This is a genomic window from Pedobacter paludis, assembly GCF_003173575.1.
In the GTDB taxonomy this organism is placed as follows: Bacteria; Bacteroidota; Bacteroidia; order Sphingobacteriales; family Sphingobacteriaceae; genus Pedobacter; species Pedobacter paludis.
In genome coordinates this window covers 101,508-121,563 of the sequence record NZ_QGNY01000003.1, presented here as the reverse complement: position 1 = coordinate 121,563, position 20,056 = coordinate 101,508, and the positions used below count along the sequence as shown (strand labels likewise).

Here is a 20,056-nt window from a genome sequence, read left to right as displayed (position 1 = left end):
TTAAATGAAGAAGCTATTTACTACTTTAAGTAATATCTGGAAAATTCAGGAATTAAAAGAGCGTATCTTGTTTACGCTCTTAATTCTTTTGGTATACCGTTTCGTATCTCACGTGGTTTTACCAGGTGTAGATCCAACAGCTTTAGGCAATAACGAAAAATCAGGAATCTTAGGCTTACTAGATATGTTTGCTGGGGGTTCTTTCTCTCGTGTGTCTATCTTGGCTTTGGGGGTAATGCCTTATATCTCTGCATCAATTGTGGTGCAACTATTGGGTATTGCTGTTCCTTCTTTCCAAAAAATGCAAAAAGAAGGCGAAAGTGGTAGAAAAAAAATGAACCAGATTACGCGTTACCTAACGGTAGCGATCACAATCGTTCAATCTGTAGGTTACGTTAAAACTCAAGTTCCGGCAGAAGCTATTTTATTGCCAAATACTTTATTCTTGGTGTTATCTACGTTTGTATTAACGGCAGGTACATTATTTGTAATGTGGTTAGGCGAAAAAATTACCGATAAAGGTATTGGCAACGGTACATCACTAATCATCATGGTTGGTATTATTGCTCGTTTACCAGTTGCAATTAGTCAAGAATTTAGTGCCCGTGTAGGTTCATCTAGTGAAGGTGGTGGCCCGGTTGCATTAGTTTTAGAGATTGTTGCTTTGTTTGCAGTTGTAATGTTTACCATTTTAATTGTTCAAGGTGTACGTAAGGTGCCTGTACAATACGCTAAGAAAATAGTTGGTAACCGCCAGTTTGGTGGTGTTCGTCAGTACATTCCTTTAAAGGTTAATGCTGCAGGTGTTATGCCAATCATTTTTGCTCAGGCGTTAATGTTTATACCAGGTGCTTTAATGCAATTTGTTCCTTCGTTGCAAGGTTCATGGTTAATTCAATTTAGCAATACTACATCGTTGGCATATAGCTTAACTTTCGCATTTTTAATTATCGCATTTACTTTCTTCTATACTGCAATTACAGTAAATCCTACTCAAATGAGTGATGATATGAAGAAAAATGGTGGTTTTATTCCAGGTGTTAAACCGGGTTTTGCAACATCAACTTTTATTGATGATGTAATTTCAAAAATCACTTTCCCAGGTGCGGTATTTTTAGCGATCATAGCAATATTGCCTTCTCTTGCTGTTAAATTTGGTATTAAACAAGAGTTTGCTCATTTCTTTGGAGGTACGTCATTATTAATCTTAGTGGGTGTAGTTTTAGATACTTTACAACAAATCGAAAGTTATCTATTAATGCGTCATTACGATGGTTTAATGAAAACGGGCAGAGTTACTGGTAGAACAGGAGTTCCTGCGGCAAGTAGCAACGCGGCGTTGTAATTTAAAATTATTGAATTTTGAATATTAGAATGATTGAAGTTTAGTTAAGACTATTCAATCATTCAAGATTCACTCATTCAAAACCAAAGATGGATGTCTAAAATTTATTACAAATCTCTTGAAGAGGTTGAGTTAATAAGAGAAAGTTCTTTACTTGTTTCTAAAACTTTGGCCGAGGTGGCAAAAGTAATTAAGGCAGGCATAACAACAAATGAGTTGGATAAGTTAGCTTATGAGTTTATTAGTGATCACGGAGCAATTCCAGCATTTTTAAACTATAACGGCTTTCCATACTCTTTATGTATTTCACCGAACGAACAAGTTGTTCATGGTTTTCCAAGCAAATATGTAATCCAGGAGGGTGATTTAATTTCGGTTGATTGTGGGGTAATTAAAAACAATTATTTTGGCGATTCGGCTTATACTTTCTCCATTGGTGAGGTAGATGCAGAAAAACAAAAACTGATTGAAGTTACCAAGCGTTGCCTGGAATTAGGTATAGAAAAAGCAGTTGTAGGCATGCGTACCGGAGATATCGGCTTTGCTGTTCAACAATACGCAGAGGCAAATGGATTTGGTGTAGTAAGAGAACTTGTTGGACACGGTGTTGGAATAAAGCTTCACGAAAAACCTGAGGTTCCGAATTATGGAAAACGTGGTAGCGGGCCAAAACTTGAAGAAGGAATGGTAATCGCAATTGAACCAATGGTTAATGCAGGCGTTGCAGGTATTAATTTTCATAGTGATGGATGGACGGTAACCAGTAAAGACAATAAGCCATCAGCACATTTTGAGCACACAATAGCAATAAAAAAGGGCAAAGCAGACGTTCTATCAACGTTTTCTATAATAGAAGAAGTTTTACAACAAAAAAAATAAAAAATTAAAAATTTTTATTTAATTTTGCAACCCTGTTTAGAAGCAGCTAATTAAGTAACAATCAATAAAATATGGCTAAACAAGCCTCAATTGAACAAGACGGAGTAATAAGAGAAGCATTATCAAATGCGATGTTTAGAGTTGAACTCGAGAACGGACATGAGATTATTGCGCACATTTCAGGTAAGATGAGGATGCACTACATCAAGATTCTTCCTGGGGATAAAGTAAAATTAGAGATGTCGCCGTATGATTTAACAAAAGGTCGCATCACTTATAGATATAAATAAAATGAAAGTTAGATCATCAATTAAAAAACGTAGCGCTGATTGTAAGATTATTCGCCGTAAAGGTAAACTTTACGTAATTAACAAGAAAAATCCTAAATACAAACAACGTCAAGGGTAATTAAAAATATTGTAATGTACCGTACAACGGTGGCCCGCCGTTCGGAGTTACTTCAAAAGATAAATAAATATGGCAAGGATTTCAGGTATTGATTTACCAAGAAACAAAAGAGGAGAGATTGGTTTAACTTATATCTACGGTATAGGTAAAACAACTGCACAACGTATTTTAAATACTGCAGGAATCGATGTAAACAAAAAAGTACAAGACTGGTCTGATGATGAGTTATCAGCAATCCGTACAATGATTAACGATGAAATTAAAGTAGAAGGTGCTTTACGTTCAGAGGTTCAGTTAAACATCAAACGTTTAATGGATATTGGTTGTTACCGCGGTTTACGTCACAGAAAAGGTTTACCTTCTCGTGGTCAACGTACTAAAAACAATTCACGTACTCGTAAGGGTAAGAGAAAAACAGTTGCTAACAAGAAAAAAGCTACTAAATAATTGATAGATATGAGTTGTGAGATTTAGATGTGAGAACCATATCTTATACTTACCTCAAATCTGGATTAAAAAGATAAAAAATAGGATGCTGAGTGCCGTGGTAGAGAAAAGCTCATATCTCAAGTCTCACATCTAAATCTAAAAGCAAAAATGGCTAAGAGTAAAAAAGTAACCAAAAAACGTATCGTTGTAATCGAGTCTGTTGGTCAGGCTCATATCAATGCTACCTTCAACAACATCATCGTTACCTTAACAAACAACAGCGGACAAACCATTTCATGGTCTTCAGCTGGTAAAATGGGCTTTAAAGGTTCTAAAAAGAATACGCCTTATGCAGCTGGTCAAGCAGCTTCAGATTGCGGTAAAGTAGCGTTTGACTTAGGTTTACGTAAAGTTGAAGTATTTGTAAAAGGGCCAGGTTCAGGTCGTGAATCTGCAATCAGAACTTTACAAGTAGCAGGTATTGAAGTTTTATCTATTAAAGATATTACTCCACTTCCACACAACGGATGTCGTCCTCCTAAAAAGAGAAGAGTTTAATTAATTTTAAAGCTAAGAATCTCCGGCTACAGGTTGGATGATACTTTAAAAACAGAAAAAAATGGCAAGATATACAGGCCCAAAAAGTAAAATCGCACGTAAATTCAGAGAACCAATCTTCGGTCCTGATAAAGTGTTAGACAGAAAAAATTATCCTCCTGGGCAACATGGCTCATCAAAAAGAAGAGGAAAACAATCTGAGTATGCAATCCAGTTAATGGAGAAACAAAAAGTAAAATATACTTATGGTGTATTAGAAAAGCAGTTCAGTAACTTGTTTAAAAAAGCATCTTCACGTGCAGGTATCACAGGTGATAACTTACTTCAATTATTAGAAGCACGTTTAGATAACACAGTATACCGTTTAGGTATTGCAACAACCCGTTCTGGTGCACGCCAGTTAGTTAGCCATAAACACGTAACCGTGAATGGTGAAGTTGTAAATATCCCTTCATATCAGTTAAAAGCTGGTGATGTAGTTGCGGTTCGTGAGAAATCAAAATCATTAGAATCAATTAGTAACTCAGTTGCAGGCAGAACAATTAACAAATTTGCTTGGTTGGAGTGGAATGCTAGCGAGTTAACAGGTAAGTTCTTAACTTATCCTCAACGCGACGAGATTCCAGAGAACATTAAGGAAAACTTAATCATCGAGTTATACTCAAAGTAATAAATGATCTAGTTAATTACCTCAAAAGGGTAATTAACTTTTTTCATGTTACTATATATTCAATAACGAATTTAAAAAAATATAAATGGCAATTTTAGCATTTCAGAAACCAGACAAAGTGATCATGCAGAAATCAACTGATTTCGATGGCATATTTGAATTTCGTCCTTTAGAGCCCGGTTTCGGTGTAACAATTGGTAATGCCTTAAGAAGAATTTTACTTTCTTCGTTAGAAGGTTATGCTATTACTACTATTCGTTTTTCAGGCGTTTCTCATGAGTTTTCTACCATGAAAGGTGTTGTAGAAGATTTAACTGATATCATTTTGAACTTGAAACAAGTACGTTTCAAAAAAACTGGTGATTCTGGTGATGCTGAAAAAGTTTTCATCATTGTAAACGGTCAAGATCAGTTCAAAGCTGGTGATATTACTAAATTCTCTAACAACTTTACAGTTTTAAACCCTGAGCATGTTATTTGCAACATGGATAAATCTGTTACTTTAGAAGTGGAATTAACGATCAATAAAGGTCGTGGTTATGTTCCTGCTGAAGAAAATAAAGTTGCTGATGCAGTTGTAGGTGTTATCGCTATCGATTCGATCTACACTCCAATGAAAAACGTAAAATACACAATTGAAAACTTCCGTGTTGAACAAAAAACGGATTATGAGAAATTGGTATTGGATATTTCTACAGATGGTTCAATTCATCCGGAAGAAGCATTAAAAGAAGCGGCTAAGATTCTTATCCAACACTTTATGTTATTCTCTGATGAGAACCTAGTGTTAGAATCTCAAGCAAAAGAAGAAACTAAAGAAGTTGATGAGGAAATTTTACACATGCGTAAAATCCTTAAAACTGAATTAGTTGATATGGATCTTTCAGTTAGAGCATTAAACTGCTTAAAAGCTGCTGATATCCGTACTTTAGCTGATTTGGTTTCTTACGACGTTGCTGATATGTTAAAATTCAGAAACTTTGGTAAAAAATCTTTAACAGAGATACAGGAACTTGTAAAATCAAAAGGTTTATCATTCGGTATGAACCTGTCTAAATTTAAATTAGACGAAGAGTAACCCCTAAATCCCCTAAAGGGGACTTAGAAAAATTAACATAATTTTTCATAGTGTATAATTCCCTCAATACAGAGACGGTATACACTCAATTAAAAAACAATGAGACACGGTAAAAAAGTAAACCACTTAGGTAGAACCGCAAGCCACAGAAAGGCGATGTTAGCTAACATGGCTTCATCACTTATTTTGCACAAAAGAATTACAACAACTTTAGCTAAAGCAAAAGCTTTACGTACTTATGTTGAGCCAATTATCACTAAATCAAAAAATGATACAACTCACTCTCGTCGTACAGTGTTCGCTTATTTACAAGATAAAGAAGTAGTAACAATTTTATTCCGCGAAATTGCTGAGAAAGTTGCAAACCGTCCAGGTGGTTATACTCGTATCATTAAATTAAACAACCGTTTAGGTGATAACGCTGAAATGGCTTTAATTGAATTGGTAGATTACAATACAGTTTACGGTAAAGACGTAGAAGTTAAAGAAGAGAAGAAAACAACTCGTCGTGGTAGAAGTAAAACTACTGCTGCACCTAAAGCTACTGAAGCTAAAGCTGAAGTTGCTGAAGAAGTTGCTCCTGCTGAAGAAGCTCCTGCTACTGAAGAACAAAAAGGCGAATAAGCCTCACTCAAATCCTCCCCAAAGGAGAGGGCTTAGTGAAAATTTAAAAAAGTCCTGTTCGAAAGATCAGGACTTTTTTTGTTTTCTGTCATTCTGAATGCAGTGAAGAATCCCTTAGAAATTGAATACTGAGCCAATCAACTAATTAAACAAACGTTTGTCTCATTTTTTCATTACATAACTGTTTTTAGTAATCCTATGTATAAATTAGCCTAAAACAAATTCGAGATGAAATTTAGGCTTTTTCTATTGATCACAGTGCTTTGCCAGTTATCGGTTAGTGCTCAAATTCTTAAATATACCAATGGCAATAATGATTGGAACCCAGATTCTTTGGGCAACCATAGAGCGGTAATCCAGTTTAATGGCAAGGGGGAAATTGCCCATGTGCGCATCGATTGGCGTAGACGTGATGAACATCCCGAGCTTAAAAGAATCATTGTTCAAGATATCAACGGAAAAGTTATTCCCTCAGTCGCCTTAAATTTAACCAGGGAACTTGCCGATATTTACCTGAATACCAAAGTGGCAGGTAAATATTTTATCTATTACATGCCCTATAAAAATGAGGGAAAAAGTAATTATCCAAAGGGAGTATATTTAAAATCGGTTGCCGGAGAAGGTTCTTGGTTAAAAGCCGTCGAAGAAGCACCTGTAAATGCAGTGGTTACCGAAATTCAATCTATCGATGCCTTTAATTCCTTTTATCCAATGGAGGTTATTGCCACCACAAAGGAAACAAAAGCCTTAAAAGCTAAACATAAAGCCGAGTCGTTTATTGTCTTTCCGGAGGATAGGATGTACCCAATTAAAATGCTAAAGAACTTGCCTTATCGATGGATACAAAAGGGCGCAACAAATACTTTTACAGGCTCCGCAAGCAAAGGCGAAAATTATGCGTTTCAGCTAGGCGTATTTGCATTAACCAATTTAAAAAATGTTGAGGTAGCTTTCGGCGATTTAAAAACATCAACTGGTAAAACCATTGCTTCAAAATACATTAACTGCATAAATACCGATGGAACAAGTTACGATAACAAGCCATTAAAGCAGGTCGTTAACGTTGCTTCTGGTCAAGTTCAGGCTTTGTGGATTACTATAAATGTTCCAAAGAATACTTCAGCAGGGTTGTACAATGGAAAATTCTATGTTAAGGCCAACGGAAAAACAAAGGCGGTTGATGTTAAACTAACCATTGGGAATGATGTTTTAGCTGATGCAGGTGTTGCAACGCCAAATAAACAAACCCGATTAACGTGGTTAAATTCTACTCTAGCTCAACAAAACACGGTTGTTGCACCTTATACACCTTTAACAGTTGAGGGAAACGTAATATCCTTATTGGGAAGAAAGTTCGAAATTAATGCTGATGGATTTCCTAAACAGATTCAAACTTTTTTTAATTCAGAGATGACTGCTTATACGGATAAGCCGAACAATTTGCTGGCAGAACCCATTCATTTCCATTTTTACAATACACCTAAAACGCAGGAAAAATTTGTTCCGGGCAATTTTCAAATTACGAATAAAGATGCTGGAACGGTAAAATGGACAGCGACTAATACATCTGCTAACCTTAAAATGGATTTAGAAGGCAGTTTGGAATTTGATGGCTATGTACATTATGTGGTTAAAGTTACAGCGCTTAATGATGTTGATTTTAGCAATGTTGATTTTCATATCCCCTTCGAAAAAGGTTCGACAAAATATTTAATGGGTTTGGGCGAAAAGGGCGGAATTAGACCAGATACTGTAAAGTGGAAATGGGATGTAGCACATAAAAATCAAGATGCTGTTTGGGTTGGCAATGTAAATGCTGGCTTGTACTACAATTTAAGGGATGAAAATTATGTTCGCCCACTCAACACAAACTTCTACTTACAAAAGCCGTTGCTACTTCCGAAATCTTGGGGGAATGAAAATAAAGGTGGAATCCAGATTAACATCAAGGGAAGCTCAATGCTTGCCGATAATTTTACAGGCGCCAGAACGATGAAAAAAGGCGATGTGCTTTATTATAATTTCAACTTATTGATTACCCCGTTCCATTTAATTGATACCGATTTTCAATGGGAAAACCGCTTTTACCATAAATATGGCGATTTAGATTCTATCAAAGCTACTGGAGCAACAGTTGTAAATATTCATCATGCTACACCAATTAATCCTTGGATCAATTATCCGTTTATCGAATGGAAAAAAATGAAGAGCTATATTGATGAAGCACATTCAAAAGGCTTAAAGGTAAAAATTTATAATACCGTTCGCGAACTTTCCAATCATGCCTACGAACTACCTGCATTAAGAAGTTTGGGCACAGAGGTATATTCTCCTGGAAAAGGTGGCGGATTTAGCTGGTTGCAAGAGCATTTGGATTCTAATTACATCGCTGCTTGGTTTGTTCCGGAAATTAAAGACGCTGCAATCATAAACAGTGGGATGAATCGCTGGCACAATTATTATGTTGAAGGTATGAATTGGTTGGCAAATAATGTTGGGATTGATGGCGTTTATCTTGATGATGTTGCTTTTGATAGAGTAACCATGAAACGGATTAAACGTGTATTAACAAGCAATGGGCATCCAGGTATTATCGATTTACACTCTGCAAATCAGTACAACAAAAGCGATGGTTTTAATAATAGCGCCATTTTATACATGGAGCATTTCCCTTATTTAAATCGCCTTTGGTTTGGAGAATATTTCGACTACCAAAAAAACAATCCAGATTTCTTTTTAACTGAAGTAAGCGGAATACCTTTCGGTTTAATGGGTGAAATGTTGCAGGACGATGGGAATCAATGGCGTGGAATGATTTATGGCATGACGAGCCGGTTAGCTTGGAGCGAAGGCAGTGATCCAAAACCACTTTGGAAAGCTTGGGACAACTTCGGAATGAAGGGCTCTTCTATGATTGGTTACTGGAGCAATAACTGTCCTGTTAAAACCGATAATCCAAAGGTTTTAGCTACAGTTTATAAAAAGCAAGGCAAAGCGATGATTGCCATTGCGAGCTGGGCAGAAAGCGATGTTAAAGTGAATTTAACCATAGATTGGAGCAAATTAGGATTGGATGAGCGTAAGGCAAAAATTTCGGTACCAGCAATTGATAAGTTTCAGAGTTCAGGTGTTTATAAAAATGGGGAACCCATTTCTGTAGAAAAGGGAAAAGGTTTGATTTTGATAGTGGAGTAGCTCAAAAAACCGTCATTGCGAGGCACGAAGCAATCTTAATGCGCTAAATTATAGCGATAGTTGTAGGATTGTAACATAGTCACTCCTTTGGAGCTTCGTACCTCGCAATGGCGATAAGTTATTATATTTTCACATTCTGCATTCCATACTGCTTCAATACATCATCCGGAACACCAGCCCATTGATTCGGAGAATTGCCTACATAACCAATATCCTTAACGCCAATTTCAGTTGTGTAAAAACCTGAAGCCGTTAAATCTCTCATTCTGTTAAAAAAGGCAACTCCAGCCTGCATTTCTGGTCTTGCCTTTGCAGGATAAGCAATTTCATCTATAATGGATATTTGCTCTTTTTCCGAGGCTTCTACAAAAGATTTCTGAAATTTGTTAAAGCTGTAAATATCTAACCATTTAAGTCCGCCACGCATCGGAACTTTGTGCTCTGGAATGTCTTTTACAATAAATTCGATAAATTCAGGGACTTTTGCATCTGAAGCGCTTCCAGATATATCATCTTTAGGGATAATGATATCAGCCAAAACGGTTATGGTTGCCATCTCATGCTTATTAAAAAACGTTTCAGATTTTAGATTTTTATCTCTATCAATCTCCCATGGTTCTCTGCCTGCTTCTTTGGCCGTTTCTTCTGGTTTGGCAATTTCTGTTTTGGTTTCAGGTTGTTTACAAGCTTCAACAAGAACAGCCGTACTTATCGCGGTTAGGCCAATGGCCTTTAAGGATTCTCTTCTATTCATATTAAATATTCTGTTTTTTCTTTTGAGCCAAAATATATTCAGCAGTTCTCATGGATAAGGCTAAAATGGTCCAAGTTGCATTTTTATCACCCTGCTGTACAAATGGACCAGCATCAACAACAAATAAATTTTTACAATCGTGTGCCTGGCAATATTTATTTAAGGCCGATTTTTTAGGGTCATCGCCCATGCGGATGGTTCCAACCTCATGAATAATCTTCCCTGGATTTAATAAGCCATAATTGGTATCAGCACCATGGATTTCAGAAGTAACCACTGCACCCATTTCCTTCATAATGGAAAGGAAGGTTTCTTGCATGTGCTTGGCCTGAAGAATTTCTTCCTTAGCCCAAGTATAGTTGAATCTTAAGACTGGAATTCCATATTTATCAACCATATTCGGGTCGATTTCGCAATAATTATCTTCACGAGCGATCGCTGTTCCCCTACCTGCCATACCCACACTTGTTCCGTAAAACCGGCGGTAATCATCTTTTAGTGATTTACCATATCCGCCGGCTTCTTTTTTGTTGCCATTTCGATCGGGAACCATCCCATTTATTTTTGAAACACCTCCGCCAAATCCGTAAGATGGCATACCCATTCCACCACCATATTCTATGTGGTAACCACGAGGAAAGTTTAATTTCTTATTATCAAGCCACCAAGGGGAATAAATATGTACACTTCCAAGTCCATCTTCATTATAACGTTTCCGATCCATTAACTGTGGAAGAAAGCCATAAACACCTGCGCCTGTAGAATCGTGGAGATATTTTCCAACTACACCACTGCTATTGGCCAAACCACCAGGATGTGCCGAAGATTTTGAATTTAAAAGAATCCGAGCAGATTCGCAGGCACTGGCACCCAAAATTACAAGTTTCCCATTTACCTGATATTCCTGCAAATCTTTTCTGTTAACATAAGAAACACCTTTTGCAGTTCCATCCTTATCGGTAATTACCTCTCTAACCATTGCGTCGGTAATCACAGTTAGATTTCCGGTTTTTACGGCGGGAATAACCAAGCAAGATGATGCAGAAAAATCGCCATAAACTTTACAGCTTCTTCCACATTGACCACAATAGAAACATGGTGCACGATCGTTATTGCCCTTAATGGATTCCGTCATTACGGCTCCACGACCGGTAATTACTTTCACGCCCGCTTTTTCTGCACCTTTTTTTATGAATAATTCATTTAAACGAGGTTTCGGCGGTTTCATAAAGATTCCATCGGGTTCATTTTCTAAGCCTTCTACCGTTCCGTAAATGCCAATCATACGATCAACCTTATCGTAAAATGGTTTTACATCGTTGTAGGTTATAGGCCAATCGTCAGTTAAGCCATCGGTTGGTTTAAAATCCTGCGGACCCATTCTTAACGAAATTCTTCCCCAGTGATTGGTGCGGCCACCAAGCATTCGCGATCTAAACCATTCGAATTCTGTTTTATTTTTTTGGGTGTAAGGTTCTCCTTCAAGCTCCCAGCCGCCGTATGAAGCATCAAAATCTCCAAACGGACGAACAGTACCCGCGCCACGGCGAGGCGATTCCCACGGCCATTTTAGCTGATGAGAATCTAATCTTGGATCGAAATATTGACCGGCTTCGAGCATTAAAACTTTTTGACCTGCATTGGCAAGAACATAAGCGGCCATGCCACCTCCTGCGCCCGAGCCAACAACAATGGCATCATACACAATAGGCGACTTTTTTATCTGAAATTCACTCATAGATAATGGTTAGAAATGAAATGATATTCTAATCTAAAGCTAAAATTTGTGAATTAAAAGCTTATTCAACATGATTTTCTATTTTGGAATGATTACATATTCTTACTTGTGGTGTTTTCTAAATCGTATTAGTAAAAGGTTGCTGGTAAATATTTTAAAGATGATTCTTTTAAATTACAAAAATGATTTGAATAATTAGTTTTTTTAAAGTCGTGCAATTGTTACATTATGGTCTTTTGGGTGATGACAAAATAAATTGGATTATCTTTGTTTTTTAAAATTTATCGATGGTATTTTCAGAACATATAGAACAATTTATTTCAGCCTTTGAACTGAGCTTAAAATCACAAAACTTTGTTAAAGTTTCTTTGGGTAATTATAAAGGTTCGGAAGAGGCATTAAAGCAAATTCTTGTTCGAAAAGTTTTAATTAAGCGAGAAGATAAGTTGGCTTTCACTTTTCGATATAAAACTCGGGATGTAGTTAAAAACTTTGAATTTAAGGAAGGAGTAAATCTAATTTCTGAATACTTAAATACCGGATTTAAAATCGGAACATTGTTTACAACCGAAAAGGATTTAATTTTTGAGGAGTTGAACAATGGTAAAATTGTTTTAAGAGAAACAAAAGCGTCTGCAAAAGAAGTTCCGACAGGTAGCCATGATAAAGAAAAATCGAGGTTGATTAAGCCTGATTCAAAATCTTACTTAACGGAATTAAAGATTACAGATGCTGATGGAAAAGTTTTCAAAAATGCACAGGATAAGTTCCGTCAGATTAACCATTACATCGAGATTTTAAGTTCTCTAATTAAGGAACTGCCAGAGGGTACAATTAAAAAAGTTGCCGATATGGGTTCTGGTAAAGGTTATTTAACTTTTGCATTGTATGATTATCTGCATTCGGTTTTAAATCTAAATTCAGAAGTTGTTGGCGTTGAGTTTCGCCAGGATATGGTAGATTTATGTAATGCAGTGGCTGATAAATCGTCTTTTGATCAATTGAATTTTGTTCAGGGAACGATTGAAGATTATAATGCTGAAGATGTGAATTTGCTAATTGCACTACACGCTTGTGACACGGCAACCGATGATGCAATCTTCAAAGGCATTAGAGCCAATGCTGAACTAATTGTAGTTGCACCATGTTGCCACAAACAAATTCGTAGGGAAATTGAACAAAATAAAGTGAAGAACGATGTTTCGTTTTTAACCAAATATGGCATCTTTCTGGAGCGTCAGGCTGAAATGGTTACTGATGGAATTCGTGCCTTGATTTTGGAATACTTCGGTTATAAAACAAAGGTTTTTGAATTTATTTCTGATGCGCATACACCGAAGAATGTACTGGTAGTGGGGATTAAGAGCAAAGAGCAAGGAATAAGGAACAAAGAGAAGAGTACTGAGATATTAAATAAAATTAAAGAGAGCAAAGCATATTTCGGAATTGGTTATCATCATTTGGAAAGATTGCTGGAATTGTAATTTAATCTTAAAATGAACCATATAAGAAAATATAAGACAGATGGCTTATATGATTCTTCGATGTCTTATATGGTAAAATGGTTTGTGTCATCACGATGGCTTTTAAATTTCTTAAACATAAATCCAAAGCAAAACCGGCTTTTTCTTGGTTTTTAAAAGAGCATCGATTTTCCGCATCGTCGCATCAGATAAAACTGGGCAACCAGCGCTTTGCCCAAACAACGTTTGAGGATAAATTTCCTGACTCGGAACCGGTGTATAGGAATGCAAAACTACAATTCGTTTAAAGGCATTGCTGTTCGTTTTTTCCAGTCCATACATTTTATAATGAACATTAATTCCCCAATTGCTGTACGAACGGCCCTGAACTTTATACTTTCCCAATGAAGTGCAATAACTGCCTTCTTTGTTGCTGAATACTGGCTTGGTTGCTGTACTTCCGCCTCCAATACCATGTGCACAGAGACCTTCGATTGTGATTTCTTTTTTATTAAAATCGTAAACAAAAATTCTGTTTTTGCCAGAATGAATGCTCATATCTACAAAAAGGCAAATGGAAGTATCCATTTTGTTTTGCTTACAAAACGTTAAAGCTTCATTAATTTTTGACTCGTTTATTTTATTGTTAGTGGTTGATTTGAAACTGGTAAGTGTAAAAAGGATGATGAGCATTAAACAATTTCTCATGCCTTTTATCTATTTCAAATGCAATAAAATCAAAGCAACCAAAGCTGGGATAGATTGCACATAAAGAATTTTTTTACTCGCTGTTGCAGCACCATAAATACCGGCAATAATTACACAGGTTAAGAAGAATATGGCTACGTAAAATCTCCAATGATGGTCGGTAATGCAAAGCGACCAGATTAAACCTGCAGCCAAAAAACCGTTATAAAGACCTTGGTTCGCTGCTAAAGTTTTGGTTGGTATGAATAAATCTTTGGGGATTGTTTTGAAAACTTTTGGTGCTCTTGTTGTCCAGGCAAACATTTCTAGCCACAAGATGTAAATGTGGATTGAGGCGACTAAGCCAATAATGATTTCTGCTGCTAATTGCATTTTGATTAGGTTTTAGAATTGAAGATACAATAAATTGAGGATTATTCATCTTCATTGCCGTTGGTTTCAACCAACGGTTTTTGGTTTCTTTCGGTCAGATAAGTTAATGCCGATTTTATCGGAAAGCTTTTTCCACTTTTTCTTGATAAAAAGTGGAGCAAAAATCAAGGCTGAGGCCAGTCCTCGCCACTTTGAATGTTTGGAGTTTGGTAATTTAGTATGTACTAACTTTAGGTTGTGCCTTTAGTCAATTTTTTTGGCCTGCACTATCCAGCTCCCCTCTTTATTTTAAGGAGGGGTTGGGGGTGGTTTCTTTACGAAAAGCACAAAACTCCTTTTATAACCCGATGGGAGCGAGCACGGAGTGTAACGAAGTAAAGCGTACAGCTCCAAAGGAGTGCCTTTGGCACGGGGCATGTGCTCCCTAAGAACTTCTAACTTTAATTTTCAAATAGCCCAACCCTCCCCAAAAGGGAGGGCTTAGCCAGTTGCCTAGCTAGTATGCTATCCTTCTCCTCTGGAGAAGGTGGCCAAAGGCCGGATGAGGCTCTCTCTGTCATGCTGTCAGTATTCAAAGACAACATTTTTTACATTTTATCAGTCTTTTACCAATATTAACTGCCAAAAACCAATTGGCACATGCATTGTTTAATAGGAGTAGAAATTATAATACTTAAAAAAGAGAAAATAAAAATACAATGGGAAAAATTATTGGAATAGACTTAGGAACAACAAACTCTTGCGTGAGCGTAATGGAGGGCAATGAGCCTGTAGTTATCGCAAACAGTGAGGGTAAACGTACTACACCGTCTATTGTTGCTTTTGCAGAAAACGGTGAGCGTAAAGTTGGCGAGCCTGCTAAACGTCAGGCTATAACCAACCCAACAAAAACGATATATTCGATTAAACGCTTTATGGGCAGCAGCTACGACGAAAGTGCGAAAGAAGCTGGACGTGTACCTTATAAAGTTGTTAAAGGTGATAACAACACACCTCGCGTAGAAATAGACGACAGAAAATATACTCCACAAGAGATTTCTGCAATGATTCTACAAAAAATGAAAAAAACTGCTGAAGATTTCTTGGGTCAGGAAGTTACCGAAGCAGTTATTACTGTGCCGGCTTACTTTAACGATGCACAACGTCAGGCTACTAAAGAAGCTGGTGAAATTGCTGGTTTACAAGTAAAACGTATCATTAACGAGCCAACTGCAGCTGCTTTAGCTTATGGTTTAGATAAGGCACATAAAGACATGAAAATTGTTGTGTTTGACTGCGGTGGTGGTACTCATGATGTTTCTGTTTTAGAATTAGGTGATGGTGTTTTCGAAGTAAAATCTACTGACGGTGATACACACTTAGGTGGTGACGACTTTGACCACATTATTATTGATTGGTTAACTTCTGAATTTAAATCTGAAAACAGCATGGACCTTGCAAAAGATCCGATGGCGTTACAACGTTTAAAAGAAGCTGCTGAGAAAGCTAAAATTGAGTTATCTAGCACAACTTCTACTGAAATTAACTTACCATACATTACTGCTGATGCGAGCGGCCCTAAACACTTAGTACGTACTTTAACTCGTGCTAAATTTGAGCAATTGGCTGATAGCTTAATTAAACGTACTATCGATCCTTGTAAATCGGCTTTGAAAAACGCTGGTTTAAGCACAAGTGATATCGATGAAATTATCTTGGTAGGTGGTTCAACTCGTATTCCTGCAATTCAGGAAGCGGTTAAAGCTTTCTTCGGTAAAGAGCCAAGTAAAGGTGTTAACCCTGATGAGGTTGTAGCAATTGGTGCTGCTATTCAAGGTGGTGTGTTAACTGGTGATGTGAAAGATGTATTGTTATTAGACGTTACGCCTTTATCATTAGGTATCGAAACTATGGGTGGTGTAATGACTAAATTAATCGAGTCTAACACAACCATTCCAACTAAAAAATCTGAAACTTTCTCAACTGCAGCTGATAACCAGCCATCAGTAGAAATCCATATTTTACAAGGCGAGCGCCCAATGGCTACTCAAAACCGTACAATTGGCCGTTTCATTTTGGATGGTATTCCACCAGCACCTCGTGGTGTGCCTCAAGTAGAAGTATCTTTCGATATTGATGCTAACGGTATTTTACACGTAAGCGCTAAAGATAAAGCGACTGGTAAAGAGCAAAAAATCCGTATCGAAGCATCTTCAGGTTTAACTGATGCTGAGATCAAAAAAATGAAAGAAGAAGCAGAAGCTAATGCGACTGATGATGCTAAAGCAAAAGAAGAAGCTGATAAAATCAACGGTGCTGATGCTTTAATCTTCTCTACCGAGAAACAATTGAAAGAGTTTGGCGATAAATTATCTGCTGATAAAAAAGCGCCAATCGAAGCTGGTTTAGAGAAATTGAAAGCAGCACACGGTTCTCGTAACTTTGCAGATATCGATGCAGCACAAGCTGAATTGCAAAATGCATGGAATTCAGCATCAGAAGAAATGTACAAAGATGGCGGTCAGCCTCAAGGTGGTGAACAACCACAAGCTGATGGTCAGCCTCAAGGTGGCGGTGATAACGTTACCGATGTTGATTTCGAAGAAGTGAAAGAAGAAAAATAGTTTTTAGTCAAAAGACCAAAGATTATAAATATAAAAAGCGTTTCTGATTAAGTTCAGAAACGCTTTTTTGTTTTATGCGCTCGTCATTGCAAGGCACAAAGCAATCTTAATGCGATCGCTATTCATGTCTATAGTTTTAGGATTTAACACGATCAACTCCTTTGTAGCTTCGTGCCTAATAATGACCAAATTTTTATTTTTTTGGAAATGAAAGGTTCTATACTTTTCGGGAACAGTAGCCCCGCCATTCGCTATTGCCCTCATGAAGAATTCGGGGCTGTCGCTACTGTCGGGTTTGTTGATTGTAGCCTCTACAACTATTAATCAAATTTGGCTAAAGCCCAAAACCAGTTGCAAAAAAAAGTCGGTTAAAACCGACGGCAATGAATATTAATTATGCTGTGTAATTTTCGTGTATTTGTCATTCAGAGCGATAGCGAAGACTCTATTACTAATTTATATTCCTATTATGATTCTAAACCGCAAAGTACTTATAGAATTTATAATTAACGCATTTTGCTATTCATTGCCGTTGGCTTCAGCCAACGGAAAACATTATAAACATTCATCAATTATTTCCTGCAGTTCTTTCTCGTTTACGAATAATTCATGCAACAGTTTAAACTGGTTTTTCGCTCGATCCAAATTTTGATTGGGATAGTTTATCGGGTAATACACATCTCCATTTAAAAAATCTGTTAAGAAACGAATGGCCTGCATATAAATCATATACTTGCCAGAGAATAATATAAGTTCCTTTTCAGTAGCGGTTAAATTATTCTTCATTTCCGATAAATAACCTTTCACTGTAGATTCGAAATAAGGTACGCGGATTCTGATTTTGCTTAAATCTGTTTCATTCTCAGAAAATGCACAAAGATAGGTTCGCATCATATCGCCCAAATCAGAGATAAACTTACCAGGCATTATCGTATCTAAATCGATTACGCAAATACCTTCGAAAGTGTTTTTATCCAATAAAACATTACTAATTTTAGTATCGTGATGCATAACGCGATCAGGAAAATCATTTCTATGTATAAATGAATTATAATAATCCAATACGTATTTATGATCAATAGCAAAATCTATTTCATGTTTTGCCAAGCCTTTGAGCTGTTTAGAAGTTTGGTTTAAGGCGAGCACAAACTGTTCGTATCTCAAACTTAGATTGTGGAATCCGGGAATGGTAGGTTCTAATGCATCAACATTAAACTGATTCAATAATCGACTCAGCTTACCGAACTGCTTGGCAGCTTCGTATGCTTGTTTCGGATTGGATATAACTTCAAGAGATATTGCATCTTTAACAAAAGGAAGCATACGCCAATATTCACCATTAATATAGGCCATTTCTTCACCATTTATGGTTAAAATGGGTTTTATAAAAATGTAATCGGGGTAATTTTTGGTTAGGTAGTCGGCAATTGCTTTGAGATTATTCGCAATGGCCTCTGGGCTTTTAAAAACTGATGTATTAATATGCTGCAGAATGTATTGTTTATCTTCAGATAGGGGCGAAAGCAAATAAGTTCGGTTAATTAATCCCGAACCTATTTGTTTAACACTTACATTTTCTTTAGTATATCCGTACGTTTTTAAAATTTCGGGGGCTAAAATTAGCTCCATAATTTTTCAGGGTAAGTACCATTTTTAACCAATTGATCAATACTATCTTGAACGTATGGTTTATCTTCTTTATAAGTTACGCCAAACCATTTGTTTGATGTAGGAACAACCTTAAAAGTAGCTTCGTTGGTTTTTACCAAGCTTTCGCCAATTAGTGGAATAAAGAATTCGGCTTTAGGCTTGTCTTTATTTGCCAATGCAAATTCTTTAAATAGCGCTTCGGTAATTTTAAAAACCGCTGGTGTAAAGCCCCAAAAGTTCATAGAAACCGGAGTATCGAAGCTCAACGGGAATTCTTCTCCATCTTCTTCGTAGAAAATCTTTCCATCCTTTGGATATACCTTTGTGCGTTCTATAATTTCTTCTAAGTTTCCAGATGCATCTACTTTGCAAACACCACGAGATACTGCACCAAATTCAGAAAGCGTTTTGCCAATTTCATAGCCAATTATGGAGAAATTACTGTCTGATGCCTCATCATTTAAGAAATCGACCATTTTTTTAAATGCATCATATCCATAATAATCATCTGCATTAATAACGCAAAAAGGCTCTTGAACAACTTTTCTGCCCGAAAGAATCGCATGAGCAGTTCCCCATGGTTTTTCTCTATAAATTTCCTCTTCGATACCAAATTGTTTTAAATCGAAATTCTGGAAAACGTAATCTGTTTCTATTCTTCCGTTTAATTTTGGTTCAAAGATGGATTTAAAATTATCTACAAATTCTTCTTTAATAATGAATACAACTTTGCCAAAGCCAGCTTGTATTGCATCATAAATAGAATAATCGATAATGGTTTCGCCATTCGGGCCAAATCCATCAATTTGTTTCATGCTTCCGTAGCGGCTTGCCATCCCGGCTGCTAGTATTAATAGGGTAGGTTTCATAATTAGAATTGGTAACAGCCTTTTGCTTTTTTTTGAAGGCTATGCGTTTTTTTATAGTTTGTTAAAGTATATAAATAGATTTTTTAGGTCTTGGTCATTTTTGAAATTAACCTTTGTGTTTTTCAAGTAATCTGTTATCTCAGTTTTCTTACTTTCAAATAAAGTTAGAACAGTTTTTGAACTGAGGCTGATCTTTTTTAAAGTGCCATCTTGAAACGTGTAGTAACTGTTGTTCAATTTGAAAGATTTATTAACAGTTGCCGAACCGTATGGTTTGTCTTCTACTACAACTTTACTGGTTCTTTTGTATAAGGCAACCTTTCCATCATAAATAACTTCAAGATAAGAATTAGAGTTTAATCCTTCGGCACTAGGCAAACCATTTACAAAATAAGATTTTTCGCCAAGACCATTTTCGATTTCAAATTTTGTAACCGGTTCAGCAAAATGCATTTGAATTCCTTTATCTCCCAGAAAAACTAATTGATCATCTATTAAATCATATTTCAAAGAGTCTACCTGGTACATTTTGCCACTTTTGGTTATGATTTTACCTTTGCTCCAATTGTCAAAAAAATAAGCACTTCCCGATACCTCTGTATATCTTACTTCTTTTAGTGGAGTTCCTTGAACATCGCCATAGGGCTGAATGGCGTACTGAGCACTTGCCGTTCCAGAAAAACAAAATAAAATAAAGAGCAAATTTTTCATAT

At 36.6% G+C, this 20,056-nt stretch carries 19 protein-coding genes; 12 read left to right on the top strand and 7 right to left on the bottom strand.

The features are described 5' to 3' along the window. The first annotated feature begins 4 nt into the window (after positions 1 to 4). From secY to DF947_RS08545, 10 genes are all read left to right on the top strand, one after another. Positions 5 to 1,345, top strand: a complete 1,341-nt coding sequence (gene secY / locus DF947_RS08590) for a preprotein translocase subunit SecY (protein ID WP_029278656.1) — start codon at positions 5 to 7, stop codon at positions 1,343 to 1,345. A gap of 93 nt (positions 1,346 to 1,438) precedes the next feature. Continuing rightward, positions 1,439 to 2,224, top strand: coding sequence for a type I methionyl aminopeptidase (map, locus tag DF947_RS08585; protein ID WP_109929315.1), 786 nt, complete (start codon positions 1,439 to 1,441; stop codon positions 2,222 to 2,224). Between the two features lie 71 nt (positions 2,225 to 2,295). Then, the gene (infA, locus tag DF947_RS08580; protein WP_010599888.1) at positions 2,296 to 2,514 is read left to right on the top strand and encodes a translation initiation factor IF-1; all 219 of its coding nucleotides are present in this window, start codon (positions 2,296 to 2,298) and stop codon (positions 2,512 to 2,514) included. Between the two features lies 1 nt (position 2,515). After that, entirely contained in the window at positions 2,516 to 2,632 is a 117-nt protein-coding gene (gene rpmJ, locus DF947_RS08575) for a 50S ribosomal protein L36 (RefSeq protein WP_010599887.1), read from the top strand. A gap of 69 nt (positions 2,633 to 2,701) precedes the next feature. Continuing rightward, a complete protein-coding gene (gene rpsM, locus DF947_RS08570) occupies positions 2,702 to 3,079 on the top strand; it encodes a 30S ribosomal protein S13 (protein WP_109929314.1) in 378 nt (125 codons plus the stop codon). A gap of 150 nt (positions 3,080 to 3,229) precedes the next feature. Next, positions 3,230 to 3,619: a 30S ribosomal protein S11 gene (gene rpsK / locus DF947_RS08565; protein ID WP_109929313.1), complete on the top strand. Its 390-nt coding sequence runs from the start codon at positions 3,230 to 3,232 to the stop codon at positions 3,617 to 3,619. 61 nt (positions 3,620 to 3,680) lie between these two features. Beyond that, on the top strand, positions 3,681 to 4,289 hold the full coding sequence (gene rpsD, locus DF947_RS08560; protein WP_109929312.1) for a 30S ribosomal protein S4: 609 nt from the start codon (positions 3,681 to 3,683) through the stop codon (positions 4,287 to 4,289). A gap of 85 nt (positions 4,290 to 4,374) precedes the next feature. Continuing rightward, a complete protein-coding gene (locus tag DF947_RS08555; RefSeq protein ID WP_056097531.1) occupies positions 4,375 to 5,367 on the top strand; it encodes a DNA-directed RNA polymerase subunit alpha in 993 nt (330 codons plus the stop codon). 99 nt (positions 5,368 to 5,466) lie between these two features. Then, positions 5,467 to 5,991, top strand: a complete 525-nt coding sequence (gene rplQ, locus DF947_RS08550; protein WP_109929311.1) for a 50S ribosomal protein L17 — start codon at positions 5,467 to 5,469, stop codon at positions 5,989 to 5,991. Positions 5,992 to 6,219: 228 nt separating this feature from the next. Next, the gene (locus DF947_RS08545; protein WP_109929310.1) at positions 6,220 to 9,186 is read left to right on the top strand and encodes a glycoside hydrolase domain-containing protein; all 2,967 of its coding nucleotides are present in this window, start codon (positions 6,220 to 6,222) and stop codon (positions 9,184 to 9,186) included. 121 nt (positions 9,187 to 9,307) lie between these two features. On the opposite strand, the gene DF947_RS08540 is transcribed toward DF947_RS08545, so the two are convergent. Together DF947_RS08540 and DF947_RS08535 are read right to left on the bottom strand one after the other, a co-directional pair. Next, positions 9,308 to 9,940: a gluconate 2-dehydrogenase subunit 3 family protein gene (locus tag DF947_RS08540; protein ID WP_109929309.1), complete on the bottom strand. Its 633-nt coding sequence runs from the start codon at positions 9,938 to 9,940 to the stop codon at positions 9,308 to 9,310. 1 nt (position 9,941) lies between these two features. Continuing rightward, positions 9,942 to 11,678, bottom strand: coding sequence for a GMC family oxidoreductase (locus tag DF947_RS08535; RefSeq protein ID WP_109929308.1), 1,737 nt, complete (start codon positions 11,676 to 11,678; stop codon positions 9,942 to 9,944). Between the two features lie 287 nt (positions 11,679 to 11,965). Here DF947_RS08535 and DF947_RS08530 point away from each other — a divergent pair, with 287 nt between their 5' ends. Then, entirely contained in the window at positions 11,966 to 13,162 is a 1,197-nt protein-coding gene (locus DF947_RS08530; protein ID WP_109929307.1) for a class I SAM-dependent methyltransferase, read from the top strand. Between the two features lie 111 nt (positions 13,163 to 13,273). Here DF947_RS08530 and DF947_RS08525 read toward each other — a convergent pair whose 3' ends face one another. Both DF947_RS08525 and DF947_RS08520 read right to left on the bottom strand, forming a co-directional pair. Beyond that, a complete protein-coding gene (locus DF947_RS08525; protein WP_109929306.1) occupies positions 13,274 to 13,849 on the bottom strand; it encodes a murein L,D-transpeptidase catalytic domain-containing protein in 576 nt (191 codons plus the stop codon). Between the two features lie 9 nt (positions 13,850 to 13,858). Next, positions 13,859 to 14,221 carry a DUF1304 domain-containing protein gene (locus DF947_RS08520; RefSeq protein ID WP_109929305.1) on the bottom strand — a complete coding sequence of 121 codons (363 nt, stop codon included), beginning with the start codon at positions 14,219 to 14,221 and terminating at the stop codon, positions 13,859 to 13,861. Positions 14,222 to 14,919: 698 nt separating this feature from the next. Between DF947_RS08520 and dnaK the strand changes: the two genes are divergently transcribed. After that, entirely contained in the window at positions 14,920 to 16,824 is a 1,905-nt protein-coding gene (dnaK, locus tag DF947_RS08515) for a molecular chaperone DnaK (protein ID WP_109929304.1), read from the top strand. Positions 16,825 to 17,379: 555 nt separating this feature from the next. On the opposite strand, the gene DF947_RS08505 is transcribed toward dnaK, so the two are convergent. Genes DF947_RS08505 through DF947_RS08495 form a run of 3 tightly spaced genes read right to left on the bottom strand, consistent with a single transcriptional unit; the run spans position 17,380 to position 20,054 of the window. Continuing rightward, positions 17,380 to 18,453 carry a phosphotransferase enzyme family protein gene (locus DF947_RS08505; RefSeq protein WP_109929302.1) on the bottom strand — a complete coding sequence of 358 codons (1,074 nt, stop codon included), beginning with the start codon at positions 18,451 to 18,453 and terminating at the stop codon, positions 17,380 to 17,382. Next, complete coding sequence (locus tag DF947_RS08500) at positions 18,444 to 19,343, bottom strand: nucleotidyltransferase family protein (protein WP_205940763.1); 900 nt, start codon at positions 19,341 to 19,343, stop codon at positions 18,444 to 18,446. The genes DF947_RS08505 and DF947_RS08500 overlap by 10 nt, the downstream gene beginning before the upstream one ends. A 51-nt stretch (positions 19,344 to 19,394) precedes the next feature. Then, positions 19,395 to 20,054, bottom strand: a complete 660-nt coding sequence (locus tag DF947_RS08495; protein ID WP_109929300.1) for a hypothetical protein — start codon at positions 20,052 to 20,054, stop codon at positions 19,395 to 19,397. Between the last annotated feature and the right edge of the window lie 2 nt (positions 20,055 to 20,056).